The sequence below is a fragment of the Pseudoflavonifractor sp. An176 genome, assembly GCF_002160435.1.
Classification (GTDB): Bacteria; Bacillota; Clostridia; order Oscillospirales; family Oscillospiraceae; genus Enterenecus; species Enterenecus faecium.
In genome coordinates, this window is the sequence record NZ_NFKO01000002.1 from 73,632 (window position 1) to 97,907 (window position 24,276).

General features: G+C 61.5%; 18 protein-coding genes. 17 read left to right on the forward strand and 1 reads right to left on the reverse strand.

What is annotated here, in order from left to right:
• Position 1: 1 nt before the first annotated feature.
• The 7 genes from B5F12_RS01800 (at position 2) to srtB (ending at position 12,372) form a co-directional block, all read left to right on the forward strand.
• On the forward strand, positions 2–1,915 hold the full coding sequence (locus tag B5F12_RS01800; protein ID WP_087229401.1) for a family 43 glycosylhydrolase: 1,914 nt from the start codon (positions 2–4) through the stop codon (positions 1,913–1,915).
• Positions 1,916–1,933: 18 nt separating this feature from the next.
• Entirely contained in the window at positions 1,934–5,143 is a 3,210-nt protein-coding gene (locus B5F12_RS01805) for a LamG-like jellyroll fold domain-containing protein (RefSeq protein WP_087229404.1), read from the forward strand.
• Between the two features lie 196 nt (positions 5,144–5,339).
• Entirely contained in the window at positions 5,340–6,998 is a 1,659-nt protein-coding gene (locus tag B5F12_RS01810; protein ID WP_087229407.1) for an ABC transporter ATP-binding protein, read from the forward strand.
• Between the two features lie 15 nt (positions 6,999–7,013).
• Positions 7,014–7,583 (forward strand): SGNH/GDSL hydrolase family protein, encoded by a 570-nt coding sequence (locus tag B5F12_RS01815; protein ID WP_087229410.1) that lies wholly within the window; start codon positions 7,014–7,016, stop codon positions 7,581–7,583.
• Positions 7,580–8,719: an exonuclease SbcCD subunit D gene (locus B5F12_RS01820; RefSeq protein WP_087229413.1), complete on the forward strand. Its 1,140-nt coding sequence runs from the start codon at positions 7,580–7,582 to the stop codon at positions 8,717–8,719. Before B5F12_RS01815 ends, B5F12_RS01820 begins: the two co-directional genes overlap by 4 nt.
• Complete coding sequence (locus tag B5F12_RS01825) at positions 8,716–11,493, forward strand: SMC family ATPase (RefSeq protein WP_087229416.1); 2,778 nt, start codon at positions 8,716–8,718, stop codon at positions 11,491–11,493. The genes B5F12_RS01820 and B5F12_RS01825 overlap by 4 nt, the downstream gene beginning before the upstream one ends.
• 75 nt (positions 11,494–11,568) lie before the next feature.
• Positions 11,569–12,372, forward strand: a complete 804-nt coding sequence (gene srtB / locus B5F12_RS01830; protein ID WP_087229419.1) for a class B sortase — start codon at positions 11,569–11,571, stop codon at positions 12,370–12,372.
• Between the two features lie 44 nt (positions 12,373–12,416).
• On the opposite strand, the gene B5F12_RS01835 is transcribed toward srtB, so the two are convergent.
• Positions 12,417–13,121, reverse strand: coding sequence for a hypothetical protein (locus B5F12_RS01835; RefSeq protein WP_087229422.1), 705 nt, complete (start codon positions 13,119–13,121; stop codon positions 12,417–12,419).
• A 500-nt stretch (positions 13,122–13,621) separates the two neighbouring features.
• Here B5F12_RS01835 and B5F12_RS01840 point away from each other — a divergent pair, with 500 nt between their 5' ends.
• From B5F12_RS01840 to B5F12_RS01885, 10 genes are all read left to right on the forward strand, one after another.
• Positions 13,622–14,893: a potassium transporter TrkG gene (locus tag B5F12_RS01840; protein ID WP_242954864.1), complete on the forward strand. Its 1,272-nt coding sequence runs from the start codon at positions 13,622–13,624 to the stop codon at positions 14,891–14,893.
• A gap of 13 nt (positions 14,894–14,906) precedes the next feature.
• Positions 14,907–15,554 (forward strand): TrkA family potassium uptake protein, encoded by a 648-nt coding sequence (locus B5F12_RS01845; protein ID WP_087229428.1) that lies wholly within the window; start codon positions 14,907–14,909, stop codon positions 15,552–15,554.
• Positions 15,551–16,321: an RNA methyltransferase gene (locus tag B5F12_RS01850; RefSeq protein WP_087229430.1), complete on the forward strand. Its 771-nt coding sequence runs from the start codon at positions 15,551–15,553 to the stop codon at positions 16,319–16,321. Before B5F12_RS01845 ends, B5F12_RS01850 begins: the two co-directional genes overlap by 4 nt.
• A 25-nt stretch (positions 16,322–16,346) precedes the next feature.
• Positions 16,347–17,591 carry a DNA-processing protein DprA gene (gene dprA, locus B5F12_RS01855; RefSeq protein ID WP_087229434.1) on the forward strand — a complete coding sequence of 415 codons (1,245 nt, stop codon included), beginning with the start codon at positions 16,347–16,349 and terminating at the stop codon, positions 17,589–17,591.
• A gap of 6 nt (positions 17,592–17,597) precedes the next feature.
• Positions 17,598–19,922, forward strand: a complete 2,325-nt coding sequence (gene topA / locus B5F12_RS01860) for a type I DNA topoisomerase (RefSeq protein WP_087229437.1) — start codon at positions 17,598–17,600, stop codon at positions 19,920–19,922.
• Between the two features lie 15 nt (positions 19,923–19,937).
• Entirely contained in the window at positions 19,938–21,239 is a 1,302-nt protein-coding gene (gene trmFO / locus B5F12_RS01865) for a methylenetetrahydrofolate--tRNA-(uracil(54)-C(5))-methyltransferase (FADH(2)-oxidizing) TrmFO (protein WP_087229440.1), read from the forward strand.
• A gap of 18 nt (positions 21,240–21,257) precedes the next feature.
• Positions 21,258–22,319 carry a phosphate acyltransferase PlsX gene (gene plsX / locus B5F12_RS01870; protein WP_087229443.1) on the forward strand — a complete coding sequence of 354 codons (1,062 nt, stop codon included), beginning with the start codon at positions 21,258–21,260 and terminating at the stop codon, positions 22,317–22,319.
• A gap of 86 nt (positions 22,320–22,405) precedes the next feature.
• Positions 22,406–22,639 (forward strand): acyl carrier protein, encoded by a 234-nt coding sequence (locus tag B5F12_RS01875; protein ID WP_087229446.1) that lies wholly within the window; start codon positions 22,406–22,408, stop codon positions 22,637–22,639.
• A gap of 60 nt (positions 22,640–22,699) precedes the next feature.
• Entirely contained in the window at positions 22,700–23,380 is a 681-nt protein-coding gene (rnc, locus tag B5F12_RS01880) for a ribonuclease III (RefSeq protein WP_087229450.1), read from the forward strand.
• A gap of 103 nt (positions 23,381–23,483) precedes the next feature.
• Complete coding sequence (locus tag B5F12_RS01885) at positions 23,484–24,275, forward strand: segregation/condensation protein A (protein WP_204221448.1); 792 nt, start codon at positions 23,484–23,486, stop codon at positions 24,273–24,275.
• Position 24,276 lies beyond the last annotated feature (1 nt).

The window sequence follows — 24,276 nt, forward strand, 5'->3', positions numbered from 1 at the left end:
TATGAAACAAAAACGGTTTGTGGCGGCTGCCACGGCAATGCTTATGTGCATTGCCGTGGGCGGCTACGCCGCCGTGGCAGGGCAGGAGACCCAGCCCCAGGTGAAAGTCCTGGACAAGAGTGTGTCCGGCAATCCCATGCTGGGCTTTGACGAAAATGGAGACGTGCTCTACGGCGGCGACCCCTCCATTTTGGTGGACGGGGACACCGTATACTGCTACGTGGGGCATGACACCTCCACCGGTGAGTACTATCACATGCCGGACTGGCGGTGCTACTCCTCCACTGATATGGAGAACTGGACCTATGAGGGAGAGATCCTCAACGCTGCTGACATTGCTTGGGCGGCGGATGACGTGTCCGCCTGGGCCTCTCAGGTGGCCAAGGGCAGCGACGGCAAGTATTATCTATACTACTGCACCGAGGCCGACCGGGCCAACGGCGGCGGTAAGTCCATCGGCGTGGCGGTGGCCGACCAGGCCACAGGCCCCTTTGTGGACATTGGCCACCCCCTGGTGCGCAACATCGACACCCCCAACGGCCCCCACACCTGGGAGGATATCGACCCCACCATCTGGATGGAGACGGATGAGAACGGAGTGGAGCGCCGGTATCTGGGCTGGGGCAACAACCGCTTCTTCGTCTGTGAGCTCAACGAGGACATGGTCTCCATCCTGGACCGGGACGGCGACCCCGCCCACCTCTCCGTGGGCTACTACTCGGAGGACGGCACCCCCAATGACATCGTCATTGGCAAGATGAACGGCATCGAGATCTTCAACGACCAGGACAAGTTTGAGGGCCACAGCTACACCGAGGCCCCCTACTACTACCGGCAGCAGGATGAGAATGGCAACTATTTTGGCCCCTATTACATGTTCTTTGCCACCGACTGGCGGGAGCAGATGGCCTACGCCACCACCGATGACATTATGACCAACGAGTGGGAGTTTGGCGGCATCCTCATGGAGCCCTCTGCCACAGGCAACACCAACCACATGGCAGTCTTTGACTTCCAGGGTCAGACCTACTTTGTCTACCACGACGGCAGCCTGCCCCACGGCAGCGGCTTCCGCCGGGTGGCCTGTGTGGAGAAGATGGAGATCAATGACGATGGCACCATCGACCCCATCGCCAAGACTGCTGTGGGCCTCACCGGCACGGTGAGCACCATCACCGACTACACCGGGGCCTATGTGGCCAACGAACCCTTTGAAAACTCCCTGTCCGACTCCTTCTACCCCATCACCGACTGGAGCACCGCCAGCCTCACCGCCCGGGGCAGTAAGGACATTTTGGTGGACTTCTTCCAGACCGGCACCGAGAAGGAGTGGGAGATCAACCCCGGCAAGGCGGACAAGAGTGTGGAGGAGTACGTCTCCATTGAGTCCAACAACAAGCCGGGCCTGTACCTCACCGCCGGGGACAGCTCCGGGGACACCATCCCTGTGGTGCTGGCCCAGGACGCCGGTGGCACCCAGGACGAGGCTCTGCGCATGACCTTCCGCACCCTGGAGGGTTTTGCCGGAAAGGGCGTGAGCTTTGAGAGCGTGAAGTACCCCGGCTACTATCTGGTCAGTCGGGACGGCGATCTGCTGCTGGCCCAGGACGTGGAGGATGAGGAGGCCACCTTCTTTGTCTCCACCGAGGACACCGCCGTCACCAACCAGCCCGCAGATGTGCAGAAGACCACCCGGATGTACACGGTGGGGGAGACTCTGAACACCGATGACATCCGCATTCTGCTCCAAACGGGGGACGGCCAGTATGTGACGGTGGACACCTATACCACCAATGCCTCTGAGGTGGACATGAGCACCACAGGCAAGAAGGAGCTGCGGGTCACCTACCAGTACGCAGGCAAGCAATATGAGGCATCCATCACCATCACCGTGGTGGACCAGGACTACCGCTGAGAGGAGGAAGACAGGGATATGAAACACAGCAAATTCATCTCGGCCCTGTTGGCCGGGGCCATGGTGTTTACCAGTACCTCTCTGCCGGGTTACCTCCAGGCCAGCGCCCAGGGCGTGGACCTGGATGACGGACTGGTGGCCGCCTATTCCTTTGACGGCGAGAACCTCGCCGATGAAAAGGGAGGCAGCGACGCCTCCGCCATTGCGACGGGGCTCAATGCCTACAGCGGCGCCCCCGTCTATGAAGCGGGTAAGGAGGGCAAGGCCCTCCGGCTGGGGGACTACGGCTTGAAGCTGAACCGGGAGGACCTGGGGGACAACTTCACCGTGTCCCTGTGGCTGAACTGGGACGGCTCGGTGGTGTATAACCAGAGCGTCCTCTTCCTGGGCTATCATAACCCGGAGAAGTGGCTGGCTGTGGGCGGAACAGAACACGACGGCCTCACCAATAGCCGCTTCTGGGCCAACGGCAACGGCTATTCCTGGACCACACTGGGCAGTGCCGACCTCAGCGGGGGCTGGCACCAGTTGACCCTGGTGGGTTCCTCCGGCGGCGTGGCCGCCTACCTGGACGGGGAACTGTGCGGGTCTGGGACCAGCAACGGACCCCTCACCGGGGCAGACCAGGACATCTATGTGGGTGTCAACAACTGGGACGAGGAGTTTACCGGGCTGGTGGACGAGGTGAAGGTGTACGACCGCACCCTCAGTGAGGCGGAGATCTACCGTCTCTATGACGGTGAGACCTCCACCGAAACCCTGTTGGACCAGACTGGCATCACCGCCACCTCCAGCTTGAGCATGGTGGTGGGGCGCACCCAGTCCATTGAGGTCTCCATGCACCCGGTGGTGGCAGCAGCTGTCCCCACCGTCATCTATGAGACCAGTGACGACACCGTGGCCCAGGTTTCCCAGGACGGCGTGGTTACCGCGGTGGCCTCCGGCAACGCCGTCATCACCACCGCCGTGACCCTGGGGTCTGTCACCAAGACCGCCCAGACCAACGTGACGGTGGGCGGCACCCTGGATGACCGCCTGGTGGCCTCTTTCGACTTTGAGAACACCCTGGACAACGGGGTGGAGGGCGGCACTGCTGCCCAGGCCCTGGGGTACAAACTGGGCAGCTACACCGGGGAAGTGGTCTATGAACAGGGCCGGGACGGCCAGGCGGTCCGCCTGGGCGATTACGGTCTGAAGCTCAACCAGCAGGACGTGGGGGAGGAATACACCGTGTCCTTCTGGGTGAAGAACCATTCTGCGCTGGCGGAAAACCAGGTGCTGCTCCTCCTGGGCTATCACGACCCGGAGAACTGGATGGCCCTGTCCGGCAGCCAGAGCAACACCTCCAAGCTGAAATTCTGGGGCAATGGCGGCGGATTTAGCTGGACCACGCTGGCCACCACCTCCGTGCCCGCCGACACCTGGCACCAGATCACCATCACCGGCACCCAGGGCCAGGCCACCCTGTATCGGGACGGCGTGAGCCTGGGTACCGTCCAGAGCAACAACCCCCTGACTGGGTCCAATGCGGACATCTACCTGGGCGTGAACAACTGGGACGCCCTGTTTGACGGCCTGGTGGATGAGGTCCGGGTGTACAACATCGCCCTGTCCCAGGAGGAAGTGCAGGAGCAGGCCATGGATGAGTTCCAGGCTATGTTCCAGCAGAGCGTGGAGGGGACCCTTGAGGCCGCCCAGCTGCTGGGGGACAACGACAGCGCCCAGAATGTGCGCTATGACCTGACCCTGCCCCAGACTGCCGGAGGCATGGATGTGACCTGGACCAGCAGCAATCCCGACGTCATCGCCACGGACGGCTCTGTGACCAGCCCGGAGACGGACACCGACGTGTCCCTCACAGCAGTGTTCCAGAACGGCCTGCTGCGCTATGAGGTGAGCTTTGACTTCACCGTCACTGCCTTTGACCGCTCCCAGCTGGACACTCTGCTGGAGCAGGCCCGTGGGGTGGACACCACATTGCTCACCCCGGAGAGCGCCCAGCGTCTGGCTCAGGCCGTTGAGGCTGCGGAGGGTGTGGAGAACACCTTTGCAGCGGTGGACCAGGCTACCCAGACCCTGCGCTTTACCCTGGACCACCTCTACTACCGGGATGAGGCGGTGAACCCCTTCGCCTTCATCCAGGAGGCGGAGGCCCAGGTGGAGCTGGAGGCAGGGGAGACCGCCCAGGTGTTCACCCTTCCCGACCGTGTCAAGGACTATGTCACCGTGACCTACACCACTGGAAATGAGGACGTGGCCACGTACCAAGACGGCGTGGTGACTGCAGTAGGCGCTGGGAAGACCATCGTCACCGCCACCGTCACCGCCAAGTATGACGGTTTCCAGATGGCCTATTCCACTGCTGTGGAGGTGCTGGGTCAGCCGGAGCCCACCCCCGAGCCCGGCGATGTGGACAAGACTCTGTTGGAGAAGACCATCGCCTATGCCGAGACCCTGTCCACCGACGGTGTCACCGACTCCGCCGTGGCCGCCTTCCAGAAGGCGCTGGCCGAGGCCAAGGCCGTGATGGCTGACGAGAACGCCGACCAGGCCCAGGTGAACGCCGCTTGGGACAACCTGCTGGAGGGCATCTGGGGTCTGGGTCTTACCCAGGGCGACAAGACCCTGCTGGAGCAGCTCATCACCAAGGCCGACGGCATGATGGCTGAGGCCGACAAGTATGTGGAGACTTACTGGCAGCAGCTGGTGGACGCTCTGGCCGCAGCCAAGGACGTGGCCGCGGATGGGGATGCCATGGATGAGGACATCCAGCCTGTGGCGGAGGCCCTGCTGAATGCCATCCTGGCCCAGCGCTTCAAGGCGGACAAGTCCATCCTGGAAGACCTCATCGGCCAGGCCGAGGGCATGGACCTCTCCGGCTACACCGCCGAGTCTGTGGCCGCCTTCCGCACGGCCTTGGTCAATGCCCAGGCTGTGATGGCGGATGCCACCCTGTCTGAGGACGACCAGGACAAGGTGGACGATGCCGTAGCAGCTCTGAGCGCCGCCATGGACGGCCTCACCGCCGAGGGAGAGACTCAGCCCTCGGACCAGCCCGAGAGCTCTCAGAACCCTGAGACAACCGACCAGCCCCAGGCCACTGAGAAGCCGGAGAACGTGCCTCAGACGGGCGACTCCGCTCAGCTGATGGGATATGTGGCCGCTCTGGCCACTGCTGTGATGGCGCTGGGCGCTGTCACCGTGGTGCGTCGCCGCCGCCGCAATTGAATCGGTTTAGGCTGAGAAATCAGCCAAAATAAGAAAAAGGGATGCGCCGCAAACCTGTCAGGTTTGCGGCGCATCTCTTTTTGTCTCATGCGTCCGGTTGAGCCGGGAGGAAACTTACCCTTCATGGATGGGGGCGGGTGTGCTATAATCAAACGGTATCGGTGTGTGGAACCCTTGCGAGAAAGAGAGGAACAAGATGAACGAGAGTAAGCGCCCCCTGTGGCTATTTTTTACCTATCTCAGACAGGGAAAAGGACACCTGGCCCTGTATCTCCTGTTGGCGCCCCTCAACGCTCTGGTGGAGATCGGCTTGGCGGCGGCTATGGCCTCTGCTGTGGACTATGCCATGTCCGGCCAGGTGCAGGACATGGGGCGGTATGTGGGCCTTTATGCCCTCTATGTGCTGCTGGGCTTTGGGGTGGGCTACGGCGTGAAGCGTGCCCGGATTTTGCTGTTGGGCCGGGTGATTGCCGCCTTGAAGCAGGACGTCTATGAGCATGTGATGTATCTGCCCTATCCCAAGTTTCGGGAGAACAATTCCGCGGAGTACCTGGCGGAGCTGACCAGCAACATGGAGATCGTCCGGGAGTCCTATTTCACCGCTCTGTTGCGCCTCTATCCCGAGGTGTTAAAGTTTGTGGTGGCCACCGTGGCCATGATATGGCTGAGCCCCTGGCTGGGGATGTACGTCCTGCTGCTGGCGGGATTGCAGATGGTGGTACCCGTCATTTTCTCCAAGAAGATCACGGAGAAGGGGCGTTATTACGCTCAGTGCAACGAGGGGTATATGGTCACCGCTAAAGAGGACCTGTTGTCCTATGAGACCTCCACCCTGTATCAGATTTTGGTCTTTCTCACCGGGCGGCACCGGAAGAAGAGCGTGGAAACCGAGCGGGCCCGCAGCGACTCCAAACTGATCAACGCCATGTCCTATGAGGTGTCCTTTGCCATCGGCAACGTGATGTACCTGGGCATCTATGTCATCGGTGCCTTTCTCACCCTCACCGGACACCTGGGTGTGCCTGCCATCATTGCCGCTGCCCAGCTGATGGTGTACATTGCCTCTCCGCTGACCACCATCAGCGGGGACATTGCCGAGCTGAAATCGGCCCTGAAGGTGGTGGGGCAGTATGTGCAGCTGGTGACAGGGCCTCAGCGTCCCCAAGGGGGTGTCCAACCCGGCCCCTTTGCCCACAGCCTGTCCCTGGACCACGTCACCTTCTCCTATGGGGATCGCACGCTGCTCAGCGGCCAGAGCTACGCCTTTGAAAAGGGGAAGAAGTACATCATCCACGGGGAGTCTGGCTGCGGAAAATCCACCCTGCTGAAACTCTTGCAGCGGCTGCTGCCGCCCCAGGCCGGGGCTGTGACCCTGGACGGGGTGGATGTGGAGCAGGTAGACCGGACAGCCTATGCCGCCAAACTGTGCTGTATTCCCCAAGAGCCATTCCTCTTTGATGACACCATCCTGGAAAATGTGCGGCTCTACCGGGATTACACCCAGGAGCAGGTGATGGAGGCTTTGGACAAAGCGGGGCTTGCCCAAATGGTGGCCCGGCTGCCCCAGGGGGTCCACACCCCCATCGGGGAGAACGCCTCCTTCCTCTCCGGCGGAGAAAAGCAGCGGCTGGCCATTGCCCGGGCCCTGCTCTCCAACCCGGAGATTTTGCTGGTGGACGAGGGCACCTCCCACTTGGACCCGGCCACCGCCCAGGAGATTGAGACACTGATTTTCTCCATCCCTCACCTGACGGTGATTGCCGTGTCCCATATCCTCCACCCCTCCACGGTGGAGATGGCCCACAAGATGCTCCATCTCCACGGGGGCATGCTGGAGGAAGAACCCATACCATGAAAGAAGGGAACATCCATGAGAATTTTAATGCTGGGAAACAGCTTTACCTTTTTTAACGATATGCCGGACATGCTGGCTGAGCTTACCGGGGCGGAGGTGGTAGCCCACACCCGAGGTGGGGCGCGCCTGTCCGAGCAGCTCAACCCCAACACCCGGATGGGGGCCGCCACCCAGGCGGCGCTGCGGGAGGGGAAATGGGACTATGTGGTACTCCAGGAGATGAGCAACGGCCCCATCACCAGTCCGGCGTCCTTTTTCAGCAGCGTCACCCGCCTGTGTGAGCAGATTCGGGCCAATGGAGCGGTACCGGTGCTCTACGCCACCTGGGCCTATCAACGGGGCGGGGCGAAGCTCCGGGCCTTTGGCATGGACTACGACCAGATGTACCAGCAGCTCCACCAGGCCTACGCCCAAGCGGCCCAGGACACCGGGGCGCTGATGGCGGATGTGGGTACCCGGTTTTACCAGCTGGCGGACCAACAGAAGCTGTACGCCCAGGACAGCTACCACCCCAGTGAGGCGGGCTCCCGCCTGGCCGCCCAGGTGCTGGCCCAGACCATCCAGCGGGGGAGCGAAGAAGTATGAAATTCATCCATTTGTCCGACCTGCACCTGGGAAAGCGGGTCAACGAGTATTCCATGCTGGAGGACCAACAGTATATTTTAAAAGAAATTATACGCATTGTAGAGGATGAGCGGCCCCAGGGGGTGCTCATCGCCGGGGACGTGTACGACAAGTCGGTACCCACAGCGGAGGCAGTGGCCCTGCTGGATGACTTCCTGGTCCAGCTGTCCCGGCGGGGGCTCCAGGTCTATCTCATCAGTGGAAACCATGACTCTCCGGAGCGTATGGCCTTTGGCGGGCGGCTGATGGAGCAAAGCGGCATCCACATCGCCCCGGTGTACAACGGCACGGCGGCGGTGTACACCCTAGCCGATGAGTACGGCCCGGTGCACATCCATCTGCTCCCCTTTGTCAAGCCCGCCCATGTGCGGCGATACTTCCAAGACCAGGAGATCACCAGCTACACCGACGCGGTCACCACCGCCATCCAGGCCATGGAGGTGGACCGGGAGCAGCGGAACATCCTGGTGACCCACCAGTTTGTCACCGGGGCTACCCGGTGCGACTCGGAAGAGGTGTCGGTGGGAGGCACCGACCAGGTGGACGTGTCCGCCTTTGACCCCTTCGACTATGTGGCTTTGGGCCATCTCCACGGGCCCCAGACGGTGGGGCGGGAGACGGTGCGCTACTGTGGTACCCCTCTGAAATACTCCTTTTCCGAGGCGGGACACCACAAGTCTGTGACGGTGGTGGAGCTGGGGGAGAAGGGAAATGTGGCGGTGCGTACCGTGCCCCTCACCCCGCTGCGGGACCTGGTGGAGCTGCGGGGCAGCTATGAGCAGCTCACTCTCCGGGACTTCTACCAGGGCACCCGCTATCCCCAGGACTATGTCCACATCACCCTCACCGACGAGGAGGACATCCCCGACGGAATGGCCAAGCTGCGGATCATATATCCCCACTTGATGAAGCTGGACTATGACAATTGCCGCACCCGGGCAGAGCATTCCATTGAGATGGAGGAAGACCAGGAGAAGAAGTCCCCGCTGGAACTGCTGGACCAGTTTTACGCCCTGCAAAATGGGCAGCCCATGGGGGAGGAGCAGAGGGCCTTTGCCCAGCAATTGATGGAATCCATTTGGGAGGGTGAGCGATGAGACCACTACACTTGACCTTGTCCGCCTTCGGCCCTTATGCCGGGCAGGTGGAAATTCCCCTGGAACAGCTGGGAGAGCGGGGGCTGTACCTCATCACCGGAGACACCGGGGCGGGGAAGACCACCCTCTTTGATGCCATCACCTATGCGTTGTATGGGGAGCCCAGCGGGGACAACCGGGACCCCTCCATGTTCCGCTCCAAGTACGCCCAGCCGGACACCCCCACCTGGGTGGAGCTGGTATTCTCCTACGGCGGGCAGACCTACACGGTCCGGCGCTCCCCGGAGTATGAGCGCCCCGCCAAGCGAGGGGGCGGCACCACCCTCCAGCGGGCGGAGGCGGAGCTGCACCTCCCTGACGGCCGCCTGGTCACCAAGACCCGGGAGGTCACCGGGGAAATTGTGAATATCATCGGCCTGGACCGCAGCCAGTTTGCCCAGATTGCCATGATTGCCCAGGGCGACTTTCTCAAGCTGCTGCTGGCGGACACCCGTAGCAGACAGGAGATTTTCCGAAAGCTCTTTCCCACTCGGGGATATATGGTGTTCCAGGAGAAGGTGAAAAGCGAGATCGGCGCCCTACAGAGACAGTGCGAGGCGGCCCGGGCCAGCGTCAAGCAGTACATAGACGGGGTGCTCTGCCCCCGGGAGGACCCGATGTACCCCCAGTGGGAGCGGGCCTGGGCGGGAGAGCTGCCCATCCAGGAGACGGTGGAGCTTCTGGAGACCCTCTTGGATCAAGACCGGGAGCGGGACACCCAGTGCAGTGAGGAGCTGGAACAGCTGGACGGAGAGTGGAAGGCTGTCACCGCCCTGTTGGCTAAGGCGGAGGAGCTGGAAAAGGCCCAAAGCCAGCTGGAAGAGGCCCAAGCCCGGCGGAAGACCTGTGCCGCCCAGTGGGAGGCGGCGCAGCAGCAGCTGGAGGCCCAGACGGCACAGGCATCCCAGTTGGAGGGCCTGCGGGCCCAACTGGCGGACCTGGAGGCAGAGCTGCCCCGGTATCAGGAGCTGGACCAGCTGCGGCAGAACCTCACCGCTCTGGTCCAGAACATCAGACGGCAGAGCGCCCGGCTGGAGGAGCAGGAGAGCGAGCAGCAGCGGCGGGAGAAGGAGCTGGAGCTCTGGCGGCAGGAGCGGGCGGGCCTGGAAGAGGCAGGAGCCCAGCGGGAGCGGCTGCTGGGACAGCAGACCCGGGCCCAGGAACAGAGCCAGCAGCTGGAGGAGCTCAACACCCTGCTGGCAGGGTGCCGTCAGGCCCGTGTGAACTTGGAGAATGCCCAGAAACGCTATGGTGTGGCCCGGCAGAAGGCACAAGCGGCTCAAGAGGACTACACCGGGAAAAATCAGGCCTTTTTGGATGAGCAGGCGGGAATTTTAGCCCAGCAGCTGGCAGAGGGCCAGCCCTGTCCCGTGTGCGGGTCCCTGACCCATCCCACCCCCGCCCAACTCTCCCCGGGGGCACCCACGGAGGAGGAGCTGAACCGGGTCAAGCAGGCCTGGGAGGCGGCCCAGCAGACCGCCAGCACCTGGAGTGTGGAGGCGGGAAAGGCCCGTACAGCTCTGGAGGAGCGGGAGCAGCGTCTGCGCAGTCAAATGGCCCACGTGCTGCCAGAGCAGGGGGCAGACCAGCCTTTGGACCAGGTGGCCCAATCCATCCAGGAGGCCCAGCGGAAAGCCCAGGAGGCATTGGACCAGGTGAGGGGACAGCTAGGCCAGGTGGAGGCTGCCTTGGCGCGCAAGCGACAGCTGGACACTCAAATTCCCCAGCAGGAGCAGCGGCTGGGGGAGCTGGAGCAGGCCATGTCCTCCGCTCGGGAGCAGCTGGCAGGAGCAAACAGCCGCCGAGAAGAGCTGGAGGGGCAGGTTCACACCCTGGAAGAGCAGCTGCGCTATCCCCAGGCTGACCAGGCCAGACAGGAGCAGAGTGACCTGAAAGGGAAGCTCCAGCGGCTGGAGGAGGCTCAAACTCAGGCTCAGCGGCGGGCCAATGCCGCCCAACTGGCCCTGACCGGGGCAGAGGAGGCGGTGAAGCAGCTGAAGCAGCTGGTGGAGCAGAGCCAGCCGGTGGATGTGGAGACCCAGCGTGCCCGCAGCCAGGAGCTGACCCTGCGGCGTGCCCAGTTGACTGCTGTGCAGCGGGAGCTCCACACCCGCCTTACTACCAACCGCACCGCCTTGGAGCAAATCCAGGGAAAGACCGCCCAGCTCACCCAGCTGGAGCAGCGGTATACCTGGGTGCGCACGTTGTCCAACACCGTCAACGGCACCTTGCCGGGGAAGGAGAAAATCGCCCTGGAGACCTATGTGCAGATGACCTTCTTTGACCGCATCCTCCGCCGGGCCAATCTGCGGCTGCTGGTGATGACCGGGGGCCAGTACGAGCTAAAGCGCCGCCGGGAGGCGGCGGGCAGCCGGGGCCAGAGCGGCCTGGAGATGGATGTCATCGACCACTACAACGGCACCGAGCGCAGCGTCAAGTCTCTGTCCGGGGGCGAGTCCTTCCAGGCCTCTTTAGCCCTGGCTCTGGGGCTGTCCGATGAAATCCAGTCCTCCGCCGGAGGCATCCGCCTGGACACCATGTTCGTGGACGAGGGCTTTGGCTCCCTGGACGAGGAATCCCTGAGCAAGGCCATGGGGGCGCTGGGAGATTTGGCTCAGGGCAACCGCCTGGTGGGCATCATCTCCCATGTGTCCGAGCTCAAGGAGAAAATCGACAAACAGATCGTGGTGCGCAAAGACCGCACCGGCGGCAGCCGGGTGGAGATTGTGGTGTGACACAGCATTGAAATTTGCCTATAGTTATGGTATGGTAAATACGTTCAATTTTACCACAGGGAAAGAAGGGTATACATGAAGTGGTTGTATCGAATCATCTGCGCCATCCTCATTGTTGTGATGGCGGTGTCAGGGTATAAAATTTGGAGCATCATGTCAGAGTACAAGGAGGGCGAGGACGCCTATGGAGAGCTGGAGCAGTTTGTGAGCATCCCCAGTGAGCTGCCTGTGCTTCCCTCCGAGTCTGGCGAGGAAGAGAACCCAGATGGCACTCCGGCCCCTCAGGCTACCGAGAATTTGAATCAGTTCCCGGTGGTGGATTTTAATTCCTTGAAGGGGATTAACCCGGATGTAATGGCCTGGATTTACATTCCCGGCACCCATGTCAACTATCCTGTGGTGCAGGGTTCGGACAATGAGTACTACCTCAACCGCCTGTTCACCGGCAAGTGGAACAGCGCGGGCGCCATTTTCATGGATTACCGCAATGAGGCAGACCTCACCGACCCCCATACCATCATCTACGGCCACCAGATGAACAACAAGACCATGTTCAACGACCTGCGCCACTATGCCGACCAGAGCTTCTATGAGGAGCACACGGTGGGCTACCTGATGACCCCCGATCAGACCTATCTGCTGCAATTCTTCTCCGGCTATGTCAGCAGCGTGGACACCAACGCCTGGCAGCTGAACTTCACCGAGGAGGGCAGCTTTACCAGCTGGCTGGAGGATATCCAGGGCCGTTCTGCCTTTACCACCGATGTGCAGCTGCGGGAGGAGGACCGGATTGTCACCCTGTCCACCTGTAGCTCTGCCTTTGAAAATGCTCGTTTTGTCCTGCATGCCCGCTTGGTGCCTGCTGAGGTCAACGGATAACAAATGCCCCGAGAGGCTTCAAGCCTCTCGGGGCATTTTTGTAATTATTGGGCCACCGGGGCCGAGGGGCCGAAGCAGATGCGGCGGATGGGAGGGAGGACCACCTTCTGAACGGGACCCATGACGGTCCCCACGCCCACGGCGCTGACAACGGTACCCACAAAGACCAGGCTGGTGGGATAGCCTGTAATACCCTGATTGAGCTGAATCATACCCATAAATACCAGAGACAGCACCAGAGCGATGACTACGGTGGCGGTGTCCACCACCACCTTGACCTGGCGGAAGGTCTTGTCCTTCACGGCTTGGGTGATGGCTAGGGTCATGCCCTCCATGGGCATGTTGATGAGATCGGTGGCCACATAGGCGGACACCCCAATGGCGATGAGCACCAGGCTGATGAGCATCATGACGACACGCCCCGCCACAGTGGGCAGACAAAAGCCGCCCATAAGAAAGTTAGTGAAGTCCACGAAAAAGCCGAAGATGGTGGAGAAAATCAGCTGTGTCAGGTCAATGAGGCGAAATTCACGCCGCTTGATGAGAATCTGAGCCACAATAAACAGGGAGAAAATGAGGATCACACAGGTGCCAATCTCGATGTTGGTGATGGCGCTGAGTACGGCGGGAATGGAGTTCACCGGCGACATTCCCAGGTTGGAGTTGGCCGCGAAGGTGACCCCAAAGGCCATGACAAACAGGCCCAGCACATAAAATAAAATCCGACAGCAAAATTTTCGTCCGTCCATATAATATAAAGTCTCCTTTTTTAGGCAGGAAGGAAACCACGGAAAACCAGATGGTTTTCCGCGGTTTCTCCCAATAAGCCTGTGATTATGATACTGAATTATACGCCTGAGAGGACCTGGAATCAATACATAATTTGCATCATGCAAGATATAGGGTGATTGAAAAATGCGGGGAGATTCCAAAAAGGGGTTGAAATTTCTCAAGGTTATTTGTACAATGTAGGGGATCGCCTGCGAAGAAGCGAGTGCGGGCGGGAAAGAACGGGAAACCGTCAGAGTTTCCCAATCAGAAACGGGGAGGGCGAGAACCATGAAGCAACGATGTGAACTCGTCGGCCCGTGTTTGAACAGATCTGCGCAAAGGCATACCGGCAGAGGGCTCTGACGGTATGCCTTTCCTATGGAATGGAGAGGTGTGGAACATGAGTGGCAGAGGGCGGCGGAGACGGGTGGTCAATTCCACCAGAGTCATCGCCTTATCGTTTGCTGGAGTCATTCTGATGGGAGCACTGTTATTGATGCTCCCCATTTCGTCTCGGTCTGGGGTGAGCTGTGGGCCCATCACGGCCCTGTTCACCGCCACGTCCGCCACCTGTGTGACGGGCCTGATCGTGGTGGACACGCTGACGCAATTTACCTTATTTGGACAAGTGGTCATCTTGGCCCTGATTCAGTTGGGCGGCCTGGGCTTTATGAGTGTGATTTTCCTGTTGGCCAGCCTGGTGAAAAAGCGCATGTCTTTGAGTCAGCGGCTGATGATGGTGTCCGCCTTTAACCTCAACGACATGCATGACGTGGCCCGGCTGGTGGGCGGAGCCTTCCGTCTGACCTTCCTGGTGGAGGGCATGGGCGCCATTGTGCTCACGGCGTGTTTCTGGCCCCGCTATGGCCTGGGGGCCATTTGGAAGGGCGTATTCACCGCCGTGTCCGCCTTTTGTAATGCGGGCTTTGACCTGTTGGGCCCGGACGGCTTGGGCAGCCTGTCCACCTATTCCGACAATCCGGTGGTGCTGCTCACGGTGGCCTGCCTTATTGTGTGCGGCGGCCTGGGCTTTTTTGTGTGGAAGGAGATCATACACAAGAAATCCTTCCACCGCCTGTCCCTGTACAGCCAGATGGTGATTGTCATCACGGCATCCCTCATTGTGGGAGGCATGCTGTTTTTCCTGCTGGTGGAGCATGACAACCCTGAGACGCTGGGGGGAATGCCCTGGTGGCAGCAGGGGCTCAACGCCCTGTTCCAGTCCATCACCCTGCGTACCGCTGGCTTTTTGAGCATTTCCCAGGGCGGACTGCGAGAGGTGTCCCAGTTTGTGTGTGTCCTATTCATGCTGGTGGGCGGCTCTGCCGGGTCCACCGCCGGTGGTATTAAGACCGTGACCTTGGGCGTGCTGGTACTGGCCATGCGGGCCGGGCTCCACGGCCGCAGCGAGGTGACCATCCGGGGCCGCACCATCCCCCTGACCAAGGTGCTCTCCGCCGTGACCTTGGTGCTGGTGGTGTCTGTGATGTTCCTGTTCTCCTCCATCACCATCTCGGTGGTGGACGAGGTGCCCTATCTGTCTGCCGCCTTTGAGACAGCCTCTGCTCTGGGCACGGTGGGTCTGACCACCGGGATCACCCCAACCCTGTCCACCTTCTCCCACCTGTTGCTGGTGGCGATGATGTACTTGGGCCGTGTGGGTGTGCTCTCTCTGTCCGTGGCATTCTTGACCCAGGGCGGGCGGCAGAGCCGCATTAGCTATCCGGAAAGTGACGTTATGATCGGTTAATGGAGGAATTGACGTGAAGAATTTTGCAGTGTTTGGCCTGGGCCGATTTGGAACGGCGGTGGCCAGAGAGTTGTTCGAAGTAGGCCATGACGTGTTGGCCGTGGACACGGACCGGGATCGGGTGCAGAGTGTAGCCGACCTGGTGACCCACGCCGTGGTGGGCGATGCCCGAGACCCGGCGGTGCTCAACGCCCTGGGGATTGGCGAGTACGACTGTGCCGTGGTGGCTGTGGGTAACGACGTGGGCAGCAGCGCCCTCATTACCATGCGCCTGAAAGAGGCCGGGGTGCCCCGTGTGGTGTGTAAGGCTATGAGCCACGTCCACCAGCGCCTGCTGGAGAAGGTGGGGGCGGACCATGTGGTGTTCCCCGAGCATGAGATGGGCATCAAGGTGGCCCAGGGTCTGGCCCGCTCCAACATCCTCAACTACATCGAACTGTCCGAGGACTACGGCATCGTGGAGGTGGACCTGCCCGCTGCGTGGCAGGGCAAGACCATCCGGGACCTGGACATCCGGGCCAAGTACGCCCTGAACGTCATTGCCGTGCGCCGGGGCCAGGAGGTCAACGTCTCCCCGGGGGCAGACTACGTGCTCTTCCCCAATGACAAGATGATGGTGCTGGGCCGGGATGAGGACATTGCCAAGATATGCGACAAATGAGACATGAAGTGATATCCAGCCGCTCCAACCCCCTGGTCACCCGGCTGCGCAAGCTGGGCAGCAAGCGCAGCGCCCGCCGGGAGGAGGGCGTATTCGTGGGGGAGGGGCCCAAGCTGCTCCAGGAGGCGGTGCGCTGGCGCATTCCCCTGGAGACGGTGGTGTACGCTTCCGGTGTCACCCTGCCTCAGCTGCCCGACGACGTGCGGGTGGTGGAGGTACCGGACTCTCTGCTGGAGGCGGTGGCCCAGACCCAGACCCCCCAGGGAGTGGTGTTTGTCTGCCGTACCCCCGCTCGGGAACTGCCGGAGCAGCTGACGGGGAACCGCTACCTCATTTTGGACGGGGTGCAGGACCCGGGCAATGTGGGCACCATCTGGCGCACCGCTGACGCCTTTGGGGCGGATGGCCTCATTCTGTGCTCCGGCTGTGCCGACCCCTGGAGCCCCAAGACGGTGCGGTCCACTATGGGGGCAGCGTTCCGCCTGCCCGTGTGGGAGTGCACCCTGGAGCAGGCGGCGGCACGGCTCCGGGCAGCGGACATTCCTCTGTATGCTACAGCCCTGCAGGAGGACACCGTGGACGTGCGGCAGGTCTCTCTGACCCGCAGCGGCGTCATCATCGGCAGCGAGGGCCGGGGCGTGTCCGACCTGAGCTTGCAGCTGTGTGAGAAGACGGTGAAAATTCCCATGGTGGAGCGATGCGAATCCCTCAACGCCGCCGTTGCGGCGTCGGTGGTGCTCTGGGAGATGGCCAGAGACCAATTATAAAGGAGAGAGAAGGGGGCGGGGAACGGTGTCCCACTTGAAATACTGGGTGTGGTTGTCCACCCGGCGAGGCCTGGCGGGGGTGACCATGCAGCGGGTGCTGGACCACTTCGGCGGGCCGGAGCGGGTATACTACGCCCATGCCCGTGACGTGGACGAGCTGACTGAGCTCAGCGGTCTGGCCCGATCCTCTCTCAAGGACAAGTCCATGAGAGAGGTGGAGCGGATTTTGGACCGCTGCGACCAGCTGGGCATCCGGGTGATGACCCGTCAGGATGCGGTGTATCCCCAGCGCTTGGAGAACATCCCCCAGCCGCCCTTGGTGCTCTACGCCAAGGGACGCCCCATCTCTCTGGACGACCAGGTGGCCATTGCCATGGTGGGCACCCGCAGCTGCACCCCTTACGGGGAGCGGGTGGCGGGAAAGCTGGCCATGGAGCTGACCCACGGCGGCGCTATGGTGGTGTCCGGTATGGCCCAGGGCATTGACGCGGCCTCCATCCGGGGAGCGCTCATGGCCGGGGGCACGGTGGTGAGCGTACTGGCCGGAGGGCTGGACGTTATTTATCCCCGGTACCACCGATTTCTCTACGAGGATGTGGCGGCCTCCGGGCTCCTTCTCTCGGAATATCCCCCAGGGACCGAGCACAAGGGCAGCCACTTCCCAGTGCGCAACCGCATCATCAGCGGTCTGTCTCTGGGCGTTGTGGTGGTGGAGAGTCCCCGGCGGGGCGGCGCTCTCATCACAGCCAGCCATGCTCTGGACCAGAACCGGGACGTATACGCCGTGCCCGGTGCCATCGACGCCCCAGCCAGTGAGGGCACCAACCGCCTCATCCAGGAGGGAGCCGCCAAACTGGTGACCTGTGGGGAGGATATCTTGTGTGAATGGCGGGATCGCTTCCCGGAAAAATTAGGGGTACAGCCCCCTCTGAACCCCCAGGTGGTGGAGCAGAGATTGCAGCAGTTGGAGCAGGTACAACCGGCTCCCGTTTCCCCCCAAACAGCCCCCGCTGCGGAAAAAGAGGTTGACAATCCCGAAAGCATGGAATATATTGACTGGAAGGAGTGCCGGAAAAACCTGACCGATGACGAGCAGGTGGTGCTCCTGGCTCTGCAAGAGGGAGCCAAGGGAGCGGACGGCCTGGTGGAGCACACCCAGCGCTCTGCCAGACAGGTTCTGGCTGCTCTGACCATGTTGCAGCTGCAAGGGTACGTGACCCAGGGAAAGGACAAGCGATTCCGGGCAGCGGTGAAACTGAAAATGGAGTAAGAATCTATGGGAAATACGAATTTGGTGATTGTAGAGTCACCAGCTAAGGCAAAAACCATTGGAAAATATTTGGGACCGGACTATCAGGTGAAGGCGTCCATGGGCCACGTGCGGGACCTGCCCAAGAGCAAGCTGGGCGTGGACGTGACCACCTTCGAGCCGGACTATCAGGATATTAAGGATAAGGAAGAGACCATTTCCGAGCTGAGAAAGGCCGCCAAGGACAGCCAGCGTGTCTATCTGGCCACCGACCCTGACCGAGAGGGAGAGGCCATCTCCTGGCACTTGCAGTCGGTGCTTGGAGTACCCAAGGAGAAGACCTGCCGGGTGACCTTCAACGAGATCACCCGCAAGGTGGTCACCGAGTCCATCGCGTCCCCCCGGGAGATCGACCAGAACCTGGTGGACGCCCAGCAGGCCCGGCGTATTCTGGACCGCATCGTGGGCTATCAGCTCTCCCCCTTGCTGTGGAAGAAGATCCGCCGTGGCCTGTCTGCGGGCCGTGTGCAGTCCGTGGCCACCCGTCTGGTGGTGGAGCGGGAGGAGGAGATTCGCGCCTTCGTGCCCAAGGAGTACTGGTCCATCACCGCCGACCTGGGCCGCATCGCCCCCAACATCGGGGCCTTCCGGGCGGAGTTCTACGGCCGGGACAAGAAGATGGAACTGGGCAACGCCCAGGAGGTGCAGGAGGTCATGGATGCTGTGAAGGCAGACACCTTCACAGTGCGGGCAGTCAAGCGCCAGGACAAAAAGCGTAACCCCGCCCCGCCCTTTATCACCTCCACCTTGCAGCAGGAGGCCTCTCGAAAGCTGAACATGACCCCTCGGCGCACCATGTCCGTGGCCCAGCAGCTGTATGAGGGCGTGGACATCACCGGAGAGGGCACCGTGGGTCTGATTACCTACATGAGAACCGACTCTCTGCGCCTGTCTGAGGAGGCTCTGGCTTCCGCCAAGACCTTCATCGAGGCTCGGTACGGCAAGGACTATTATCCCGAAAAGACCCGCCGCTTCAAGGCCAAGGACTCTGCCCAGGACGCCCACGAGGCCATCCGTCCCTCGGATGTGAACCTCACCCCGGAGCAGTTGAAGAAGGACTTGACCAGCGAGCAGTATCGGCTGTACAAGCTCATCTGGAGCCGTTTCCTGGCCTGCCAGATGGCCCAGGCTGTCTATGACAGCGTGTCCATTGAGGTGGAGAGTGCCGGGTACCAGTTCCGGGCCAGCCACTCCTCCATCAAGTTCTCCGGCTTCACTGCCGTGTATGAGGAGAGCCGGGACGACGAGGACGAGGCGCCTCAGTCTCCGCTGCCCGACTTGAAGGAGGGGGAGGCTCTGCGTCTGGATGACCTGAGCCCCTCTCAGCACTTCACCCAGCCCCCCGCCCGATTCACCGAGGCCACCCTCATCCGGGCTCTGGAGGAGAAGGGCATTGGCCGACCCTCCACCTATGCCCCCACCATCTCCACCATCACCGACCGGGAGTACGTGGTCAAGGAGGGCAAGCACCTGCGGCCCACTCCCCTGGGAGAAGTGGTCACGGGGCTGATGAAGGACAAATTCTCCGACATTGTGGACCCCGCTTTTACCGCCCAGATGGAGGAGCGGCTGGATAAGGTGGAGACCGGCGAGGTAAATTGGAAGCAGGTGCTGTCCGACTTCTACACCGACTTTGACCAGGAGATGAAGAAGGCGGAGAGCGAGCTGGACGGGGAGCGCATCAAGGTCCCCGACGAGGTCTCCGAGGAGATCTGCCCCGAGTGCGGGCGCAACCTGGTGGTGAAGTCCGGACGGTTTGGCCGTTTCCTGGCCTGTCCTGGCTGGCCGGAGTGCAACTTCACCATGCCTCTGGTGGTGGAGATGCCGGGCAAGTGCCCCCTGTGCGGCGGCCGCCTGGTCAAGCGCACCGGAACCAGCAAGAAGACCCACAAGCAGTACACCTACTACTGCTGCGAGCACCTCAACAGCAAGGACGAGAGCCGCCGCTGTGAGTTCCGCACCTGGGACGTGCCTGTGAAGGACTGCTGCCCGGAGTGTGGCCACACCATGTTCAAGAAAGCGGGCCGGGGCTACAAGCGCCCCTTCTGCATCAACGAGAAGTGTCCCAACTTCCTACCGGAAGAGAAGCGGGGCGGCTTCCGCAAGAAGACCGAAGAGGGCGAGGCAGCCCAGCAGGTGGAAGGTCAGGAGCAGGCCGAGGGCGAGACCAAGAAGAAGACCACGGCGAAAAAGACCACCGCCAAGAAGAGCACGGCGAAAAAGACCACCACGAAGAAGACGACCACCAAGAAAACCACGGCCAAAGCCGCCAAAGAAGCGGACGAGGCCTGAGATAAAGGAAGAACTATGAATGTAACCATCATTGGCGCAGGCCTGGCGGGCTGTGAAGCCGCCTGGCAGCTGGCCCAGCGGGGGATTGGGGTGACCCTGCACGAGATGAAGCCCCACAAGATGACCCCCGCCCACCACAGCAACGGCTTTGCGGAGCTGGTGTGCTCCAACTCCCTCCGCTCCGACCAACTGGAGAATGCGGTGGGGCTGCTGAAAGAGGAGCTGCGCCGCTGTGGCTCCCTCATCCTGCGCTGTGCCGACCAGACCCGTGTGGAGGCGGGCGGCGCGCTGGCCGTGGACCGGGAGGCCTTCTCCCAGGCGGTCACCGAAGCCGTGCGCAGTCACCCAAACATCACCGTGGTGGAGGGGGAGGTCACCCACATCCCGGAGGGAGAGGTCATCATCGCCAGCGGACCCCTCACTTCGGAAGGGCTGTCGGAGGAGATTGCCAAGCTCTTTCCCAACAGCGGGTATTTGAATTTCTACGATGCCGCCGCTCCCATTGTCACCTTTGAGAGCATCGACATGGACCACGCCTGGTTTGCCTCCCGGTATGACCGGGGCACGGCGGACTACATCAACTGCGCCATGAGCCAGGAGGAGTACCAGGCCTTCTGGAAGGAGCTGTGCCAGGCCGAAGAGGCCCCTGTCCACGGCTTTGAGGACGGTCGGGTGTTTGAGGGGTGTATGCCCGTGGAGGTCATGGCTCGACGGGGGGAACAGACCCTGTGCTTTGGTCCCCTCAAGCCCAAGGGCCTGCCCGACCCCAAGACGGGGAAGGAGCCCTATGCCGTGGTGCAGCTGCGCCGGGACAACGCCCAGGGCACCCTGTACAACATCGTGGGCTTCCAGACCCATTTGAAGTGGGGAGAGCAGAAGCGGGTGTTCTCCATGATTCCCGCCCTGGCCCACGCCGAGTATGTGCGCTACGGGGTGATGCACCGCAACACCTACCTGGATTCCCCCCGGATGCTGGACGCTTACTACCGGGTACGGGGCCAGGAGCGCATCTGCTTTGCCGGACAGATCACCGGCGTAGAGGGGTATGTGGAATCCACCGCCTCCGGCTTTGTGGCTGGCGTGGAGCTGGCCAACCGCCTGCTGGGCAAGCCAGCCGTGGACTTTCCCCGGGAGACCGCCTTGGGCGCTCTGGCTCAGTATGTGAGCAACGAGAGCGTGGTGGACTTCCAGCCCATGAACATCAATTTTGGAATCATGCCGCCCCTGGACCACAAGGTCAAGGGCAAGCGGAACAAACATGCAGAGCTGTCCCGCCGCTCTCTGGAGCTGGTGGACGCCCTGCGAGAGAAGCTGTAACGAGAAGGAGGGCCGGAGATGAAGATCATTGTAGACGCCATGGGCGGTGACAACGCCCCTCAGGCACCGGTGCGAGGTGCCTTGGATGCCATTGCCGAGTACGGCGTAGAAGTGGTGCTGGTGGGCCGTGGAGAGGAGATCCTGGAGGCCCTGCACAAGGAGGGGGTCACAGAAGTGCCTCAGGGCCTGGAGATCACCCACGCCAACCAGGTGGTGGAGATGTGCGACAACCCCGCCACCGCCTTCAAGGAGAAGAAGGACTCCTCTCTCACCGTGGGCCTGAACCTGCTCAAGGACGGCACCGGAGACGCCTTTGTCTCTGCCGGCTCCACCGGAGCCCTGCTGTCCGCCGCCACCCTGATGACCAAGCGCATCAAGGGCATTCGCCGGGCTGCTCTGGCCCCCGTGGTGCCCACGGGCAACGGCGGTGCGGTGCTCATCGACTGCGGCGCCACCGCCGAGTGCACCCCCGAGTTCCTGCTCCAGTTTGCCTTTATGGGCAGCTACTACGCCGAGCGGGTTCTGGGTCGTCCCGAGCCCAAGGTGGGCCTTTTGAACATCGGAGCGGAGCCCTCCAAGGGCACTGACCTGCAGCGGGAGGCCTATGGCCTGCTGCAAAAGGCCTCGGACGAGGGCCGCATCAACTTCGTGGGTAACGTGGAGGCCCGGGAGGCGGTGTCCGGCTCGGTGGACGTCATCGTCTCCGATGGTTACTCCGGCAACATCTTCCTGAAGACCATGGAGGGCGTGGGCATCTACATGGCCCGGGAGATCAAGAAGATGTTCCTGAAAAGCCTCAAGACCAAGATTGCCGCCCTGCTGGTGAAGGACGGCCTGCGGGAGTTCAAAAAGAAGATGGATTCCGGCGAGGTGGGCGGCACGCCCCTGATGGGTATTTCCCACCCCGTGATCAAGGCCCACGGCTCCTCCGACGGCTATGCTATGAAGAACGCCATCCGTCAGGCCATGGAGTACAGCAAGTCCGGCATCATCGAGGATATCACGGAAAACGTGGAGTACATGCGCCTGCCCGTGAAGGGCTTGGCAAAAAAGCAGGAGACAGACGGGACTGCGGAGTAAAAACTGTCAAAAAGACACTTGACAGGGACGCATCAAGCCCCTATTATGTTGTTACCAAAGCAACATAAAAGGAGCTTGAGAAAAGTATGTTTGAAAAATTGTGTGCCTTGATTGCCGAGCAGTTTGGCGTGGACGCTGACGCCATCACCAAGGATACCGCCTTTGTGGACGAGCTGGGCGCGGATTCTGTGGACCTGGTGGACCTCTCCATGGCTCTGGAGGAGGAGTTCGGCATGGAGGAGATGGAGGAAGAGGAGATCAGCTCCATCGTCACTGTGGGCGACCTGTACAAGTACATGCAGGAGCATCTGGATCTGTAAGAAGTCATTTGATTTGGGGAAAGCCCTGCCACTGGCGGGGCTTTTTCCGTGGAGGGTAGTATGAAAAGTTTGGAAGAGAAGTTGGGGTATCAGTTTAAAAACCTATCGCTGCTGGAGCACGCTATGACCCATAGCTCCTACGCCAACGAGCACCGCTCGGAGGGCGTGACCAGCAACGAGCGGCTGGAGTTTTTGGGGGATTCGGTCCTGGGCCTTGTGGTGGCACAGCATTTGTTTTCCTCGCATCCCAACATGCCGGAGGGGGAGCTGACCCGGACCCGTGCAGCGTTGGTGTGTGAGGAAAGCTTATACGAGGTGGCCAAGGTCCTGGATTTGGGCGCCTATTTGAAGCTGGGTAAGGGCGAGGCCGCCGGAGGCGGGCGCACTCGTCCCTCCATTCTGGCCGACGCCACTGAGGCCACGCTGGCGGCGGTGTATCTGGACGGCGGCATGGCCGCCGCGGAGAGCATCATCCGCACCTTTATCCTGGACAAGGAGCGGGAGAAAGCGGTGGACCGGGACTATAAGACCGCCTTGCAGGAGCTGGTGCAGCGCAAGCCCGGAGTGAGCGTGAGCTATCGCCTGGTGCGGGAGATTGGACCGGACCATGCCCGGATTTTCGTCATGGAGGCCGCCGTGGACGGCGTCCCTGCCGGACAGGGTAAGGGCCACACCAAGAAAGAGGCGGAACAGATGGCGGCCCGAGCCGCCCTGGAGAAGCTGGCCGGAGCGAAAGCCTGATGGACCCCAAGGGCACCGACGGGTTTGACCCGTGGGTGCCCTTGTATTTTTGTGTGAAATTCGATATAATAATCTCGATTTCATCCCAGGAGGGGGGAGAAGTATGGATGTCCCGGTATACCATCTGGACAAGGTGGTAAAAGTAAGACAGGAGGGCATGGAGGACTTCGACGGGCCTCTGGACCTCATTCTCCACCTGCTGAGCAAAAACAAAATCGAAATCCGGGACATCTCCATCACCCTGCTTCTGGACCAGTACCTGGATTGGATGGAACAGCGGGAACGGCTGAACCTGGAGGTGGCCAGCGAGTTTGTCATCATGGCCGCCCATCTGGTGTACATCAAGACCCGCATGCTCCTCTCCATCGACGACGAAGAGGCTTTGAGCGAGATGGAGCAGCTCATGGCAGCCCTGGAGGAGCACCAGCACAAGGAGAGCTACGAGCGCATCAAGGGTATCACCGGTGTGCTGGCGGGGCGGTATGAGTTCGGACGGGACTACCTGGTTGGCCAGCCCCAGCCTCTGCCCCAGGAGATGACCTATCGCTATCAGCATGACCCGGCAGACCTCACCGAGGCCTTTCGCCGTCTGTTCCAGCGGGGGGATGGAAATGTCCCGCCGCCCACCCGGGCCTTTCACGGCATTGTGGGCCGGGAACCCTACCCGGTGGAGACCAAGGCCCGGTGGATTCTGGACCAGCTGACCACCCTGGGAGTCACCCACTTCCGGGCTCTGTTTCGGGGCAGCAAGAGCCGCTCGGAAATTGTGGCCACCTTTCTGGCGGTGTTGGAGCTTTGTAAATCCAATCAAATTTATCTGGCTGGCGCCGGGGAGGACAGCACCTTGACCTGTACCCACCCGGAGCCCCAGGCGGCGGAGGACGGAGGAGCCTGAG

Coding starts and splice junctions, on each gene's coding strand:
- B5F12_RS01800 (WP_087229401.1), top strand. CDS start 2: ATGAAACAAAAACGGTTTGTGGCGGCTGCCACGGCAATGCTTATGTGC.
- B5F12_RS01805 (WP_087229404.1), top strand. CDS start 1,934: ATGAAACACAGCAAATTCATCTCGGCCCTGTTGGCCGGGGCCATGGTG.
- B5F12_RS01810 (WP_087229407.1), top strand. CDS start 5,340: ATGAACGAGAGTAAGCGCCCCCTGTGGCTATTTTTTACCTATCTCAGA.
- B5F12_RS01815 (WP_087229410.1), top strand. CDS start 7,014: ATGAGAATTTTAATGCTGGGAAACAGCTTTACCTTTTTTAACGATATG.
- B5F12_RS01820 (WP_087229413.1), top strand. CDS start 7,580: ATGAAATTCATCCATTTGTCCGACCTGCACCTGGGAAAGCGGGTCAAC.
- B5F12_RS01825 (WP_087229416.1), top strand. CDS start 8,716: ATGAGACCACTACACTTGACCTTGTCCGCCTTCGGCCCTTATGCCGGG.
- srtB (WP_087229419.1), top strand. CDS start 11,569: ATGAAGTGGTTGTATCGAATCATCTGCGCCATCCTCATTGTTGTGATG.
- B5F12_RS01835 (WP_087229422.1), bottom strand. CDS start 13,121: ATGGACGGACGAAAATTTTGCTGTCGGATTTTATTTTATGTGCTGGGC.
- B5F12_RS01840 (WP_242954864.1), top strand. CDS start 13,622: ATGGGAGCACTGTTATTGATGCTCCCCATTTCGTCTCGGTCTGGGGTG.
- B5F12_RS01850 (WP_087229430.1), top strand. CDS start 15,551: ATGAGACATGAAGTGATATCCAGCCGCTCCAACCCCCTGGTCACCCGG.
- topA (WP_087229437.1), top strand. CDS start 17,598: ATGGGAAATACGAATTTGGTGATTGTAGAGTCACCAGCTAAGGCAAAA.
- trmFO (WP_087229440.1), top strand. CDS start 19,938: ATGAATGTAACCATCATTGGCGCAGGCCTGGCGGGCTGTGAAGCCGCC.
- plsX (WP_087229443.1), top strand. CDS start 21,258: ATGAAGATCATTGTAGACGCCATGGGCGGTGACAACGCCCCTCAGGCA.
- B5F12_RS01875 (WP_087229446.1), top strand. CDS start 22,406: ATGTTTGAAAAATTGTGTGCCTTGATTGCCGAGCAGTTTGGCGTGGAC.
- rnc (WP_087229450.1), top strand. CDS start 22,700: ATGAAAAGTTTGGAAGAGAAGTTGGGGTATCAGTTTAAAAACCTATCG.
- B5F12_RS01885 (WP_204221448.1), top strand. CDS start 23,484: ATGGATGTCCCGGTATACCATCTGGACAAGGTGGTAAAAGTAAGACAG.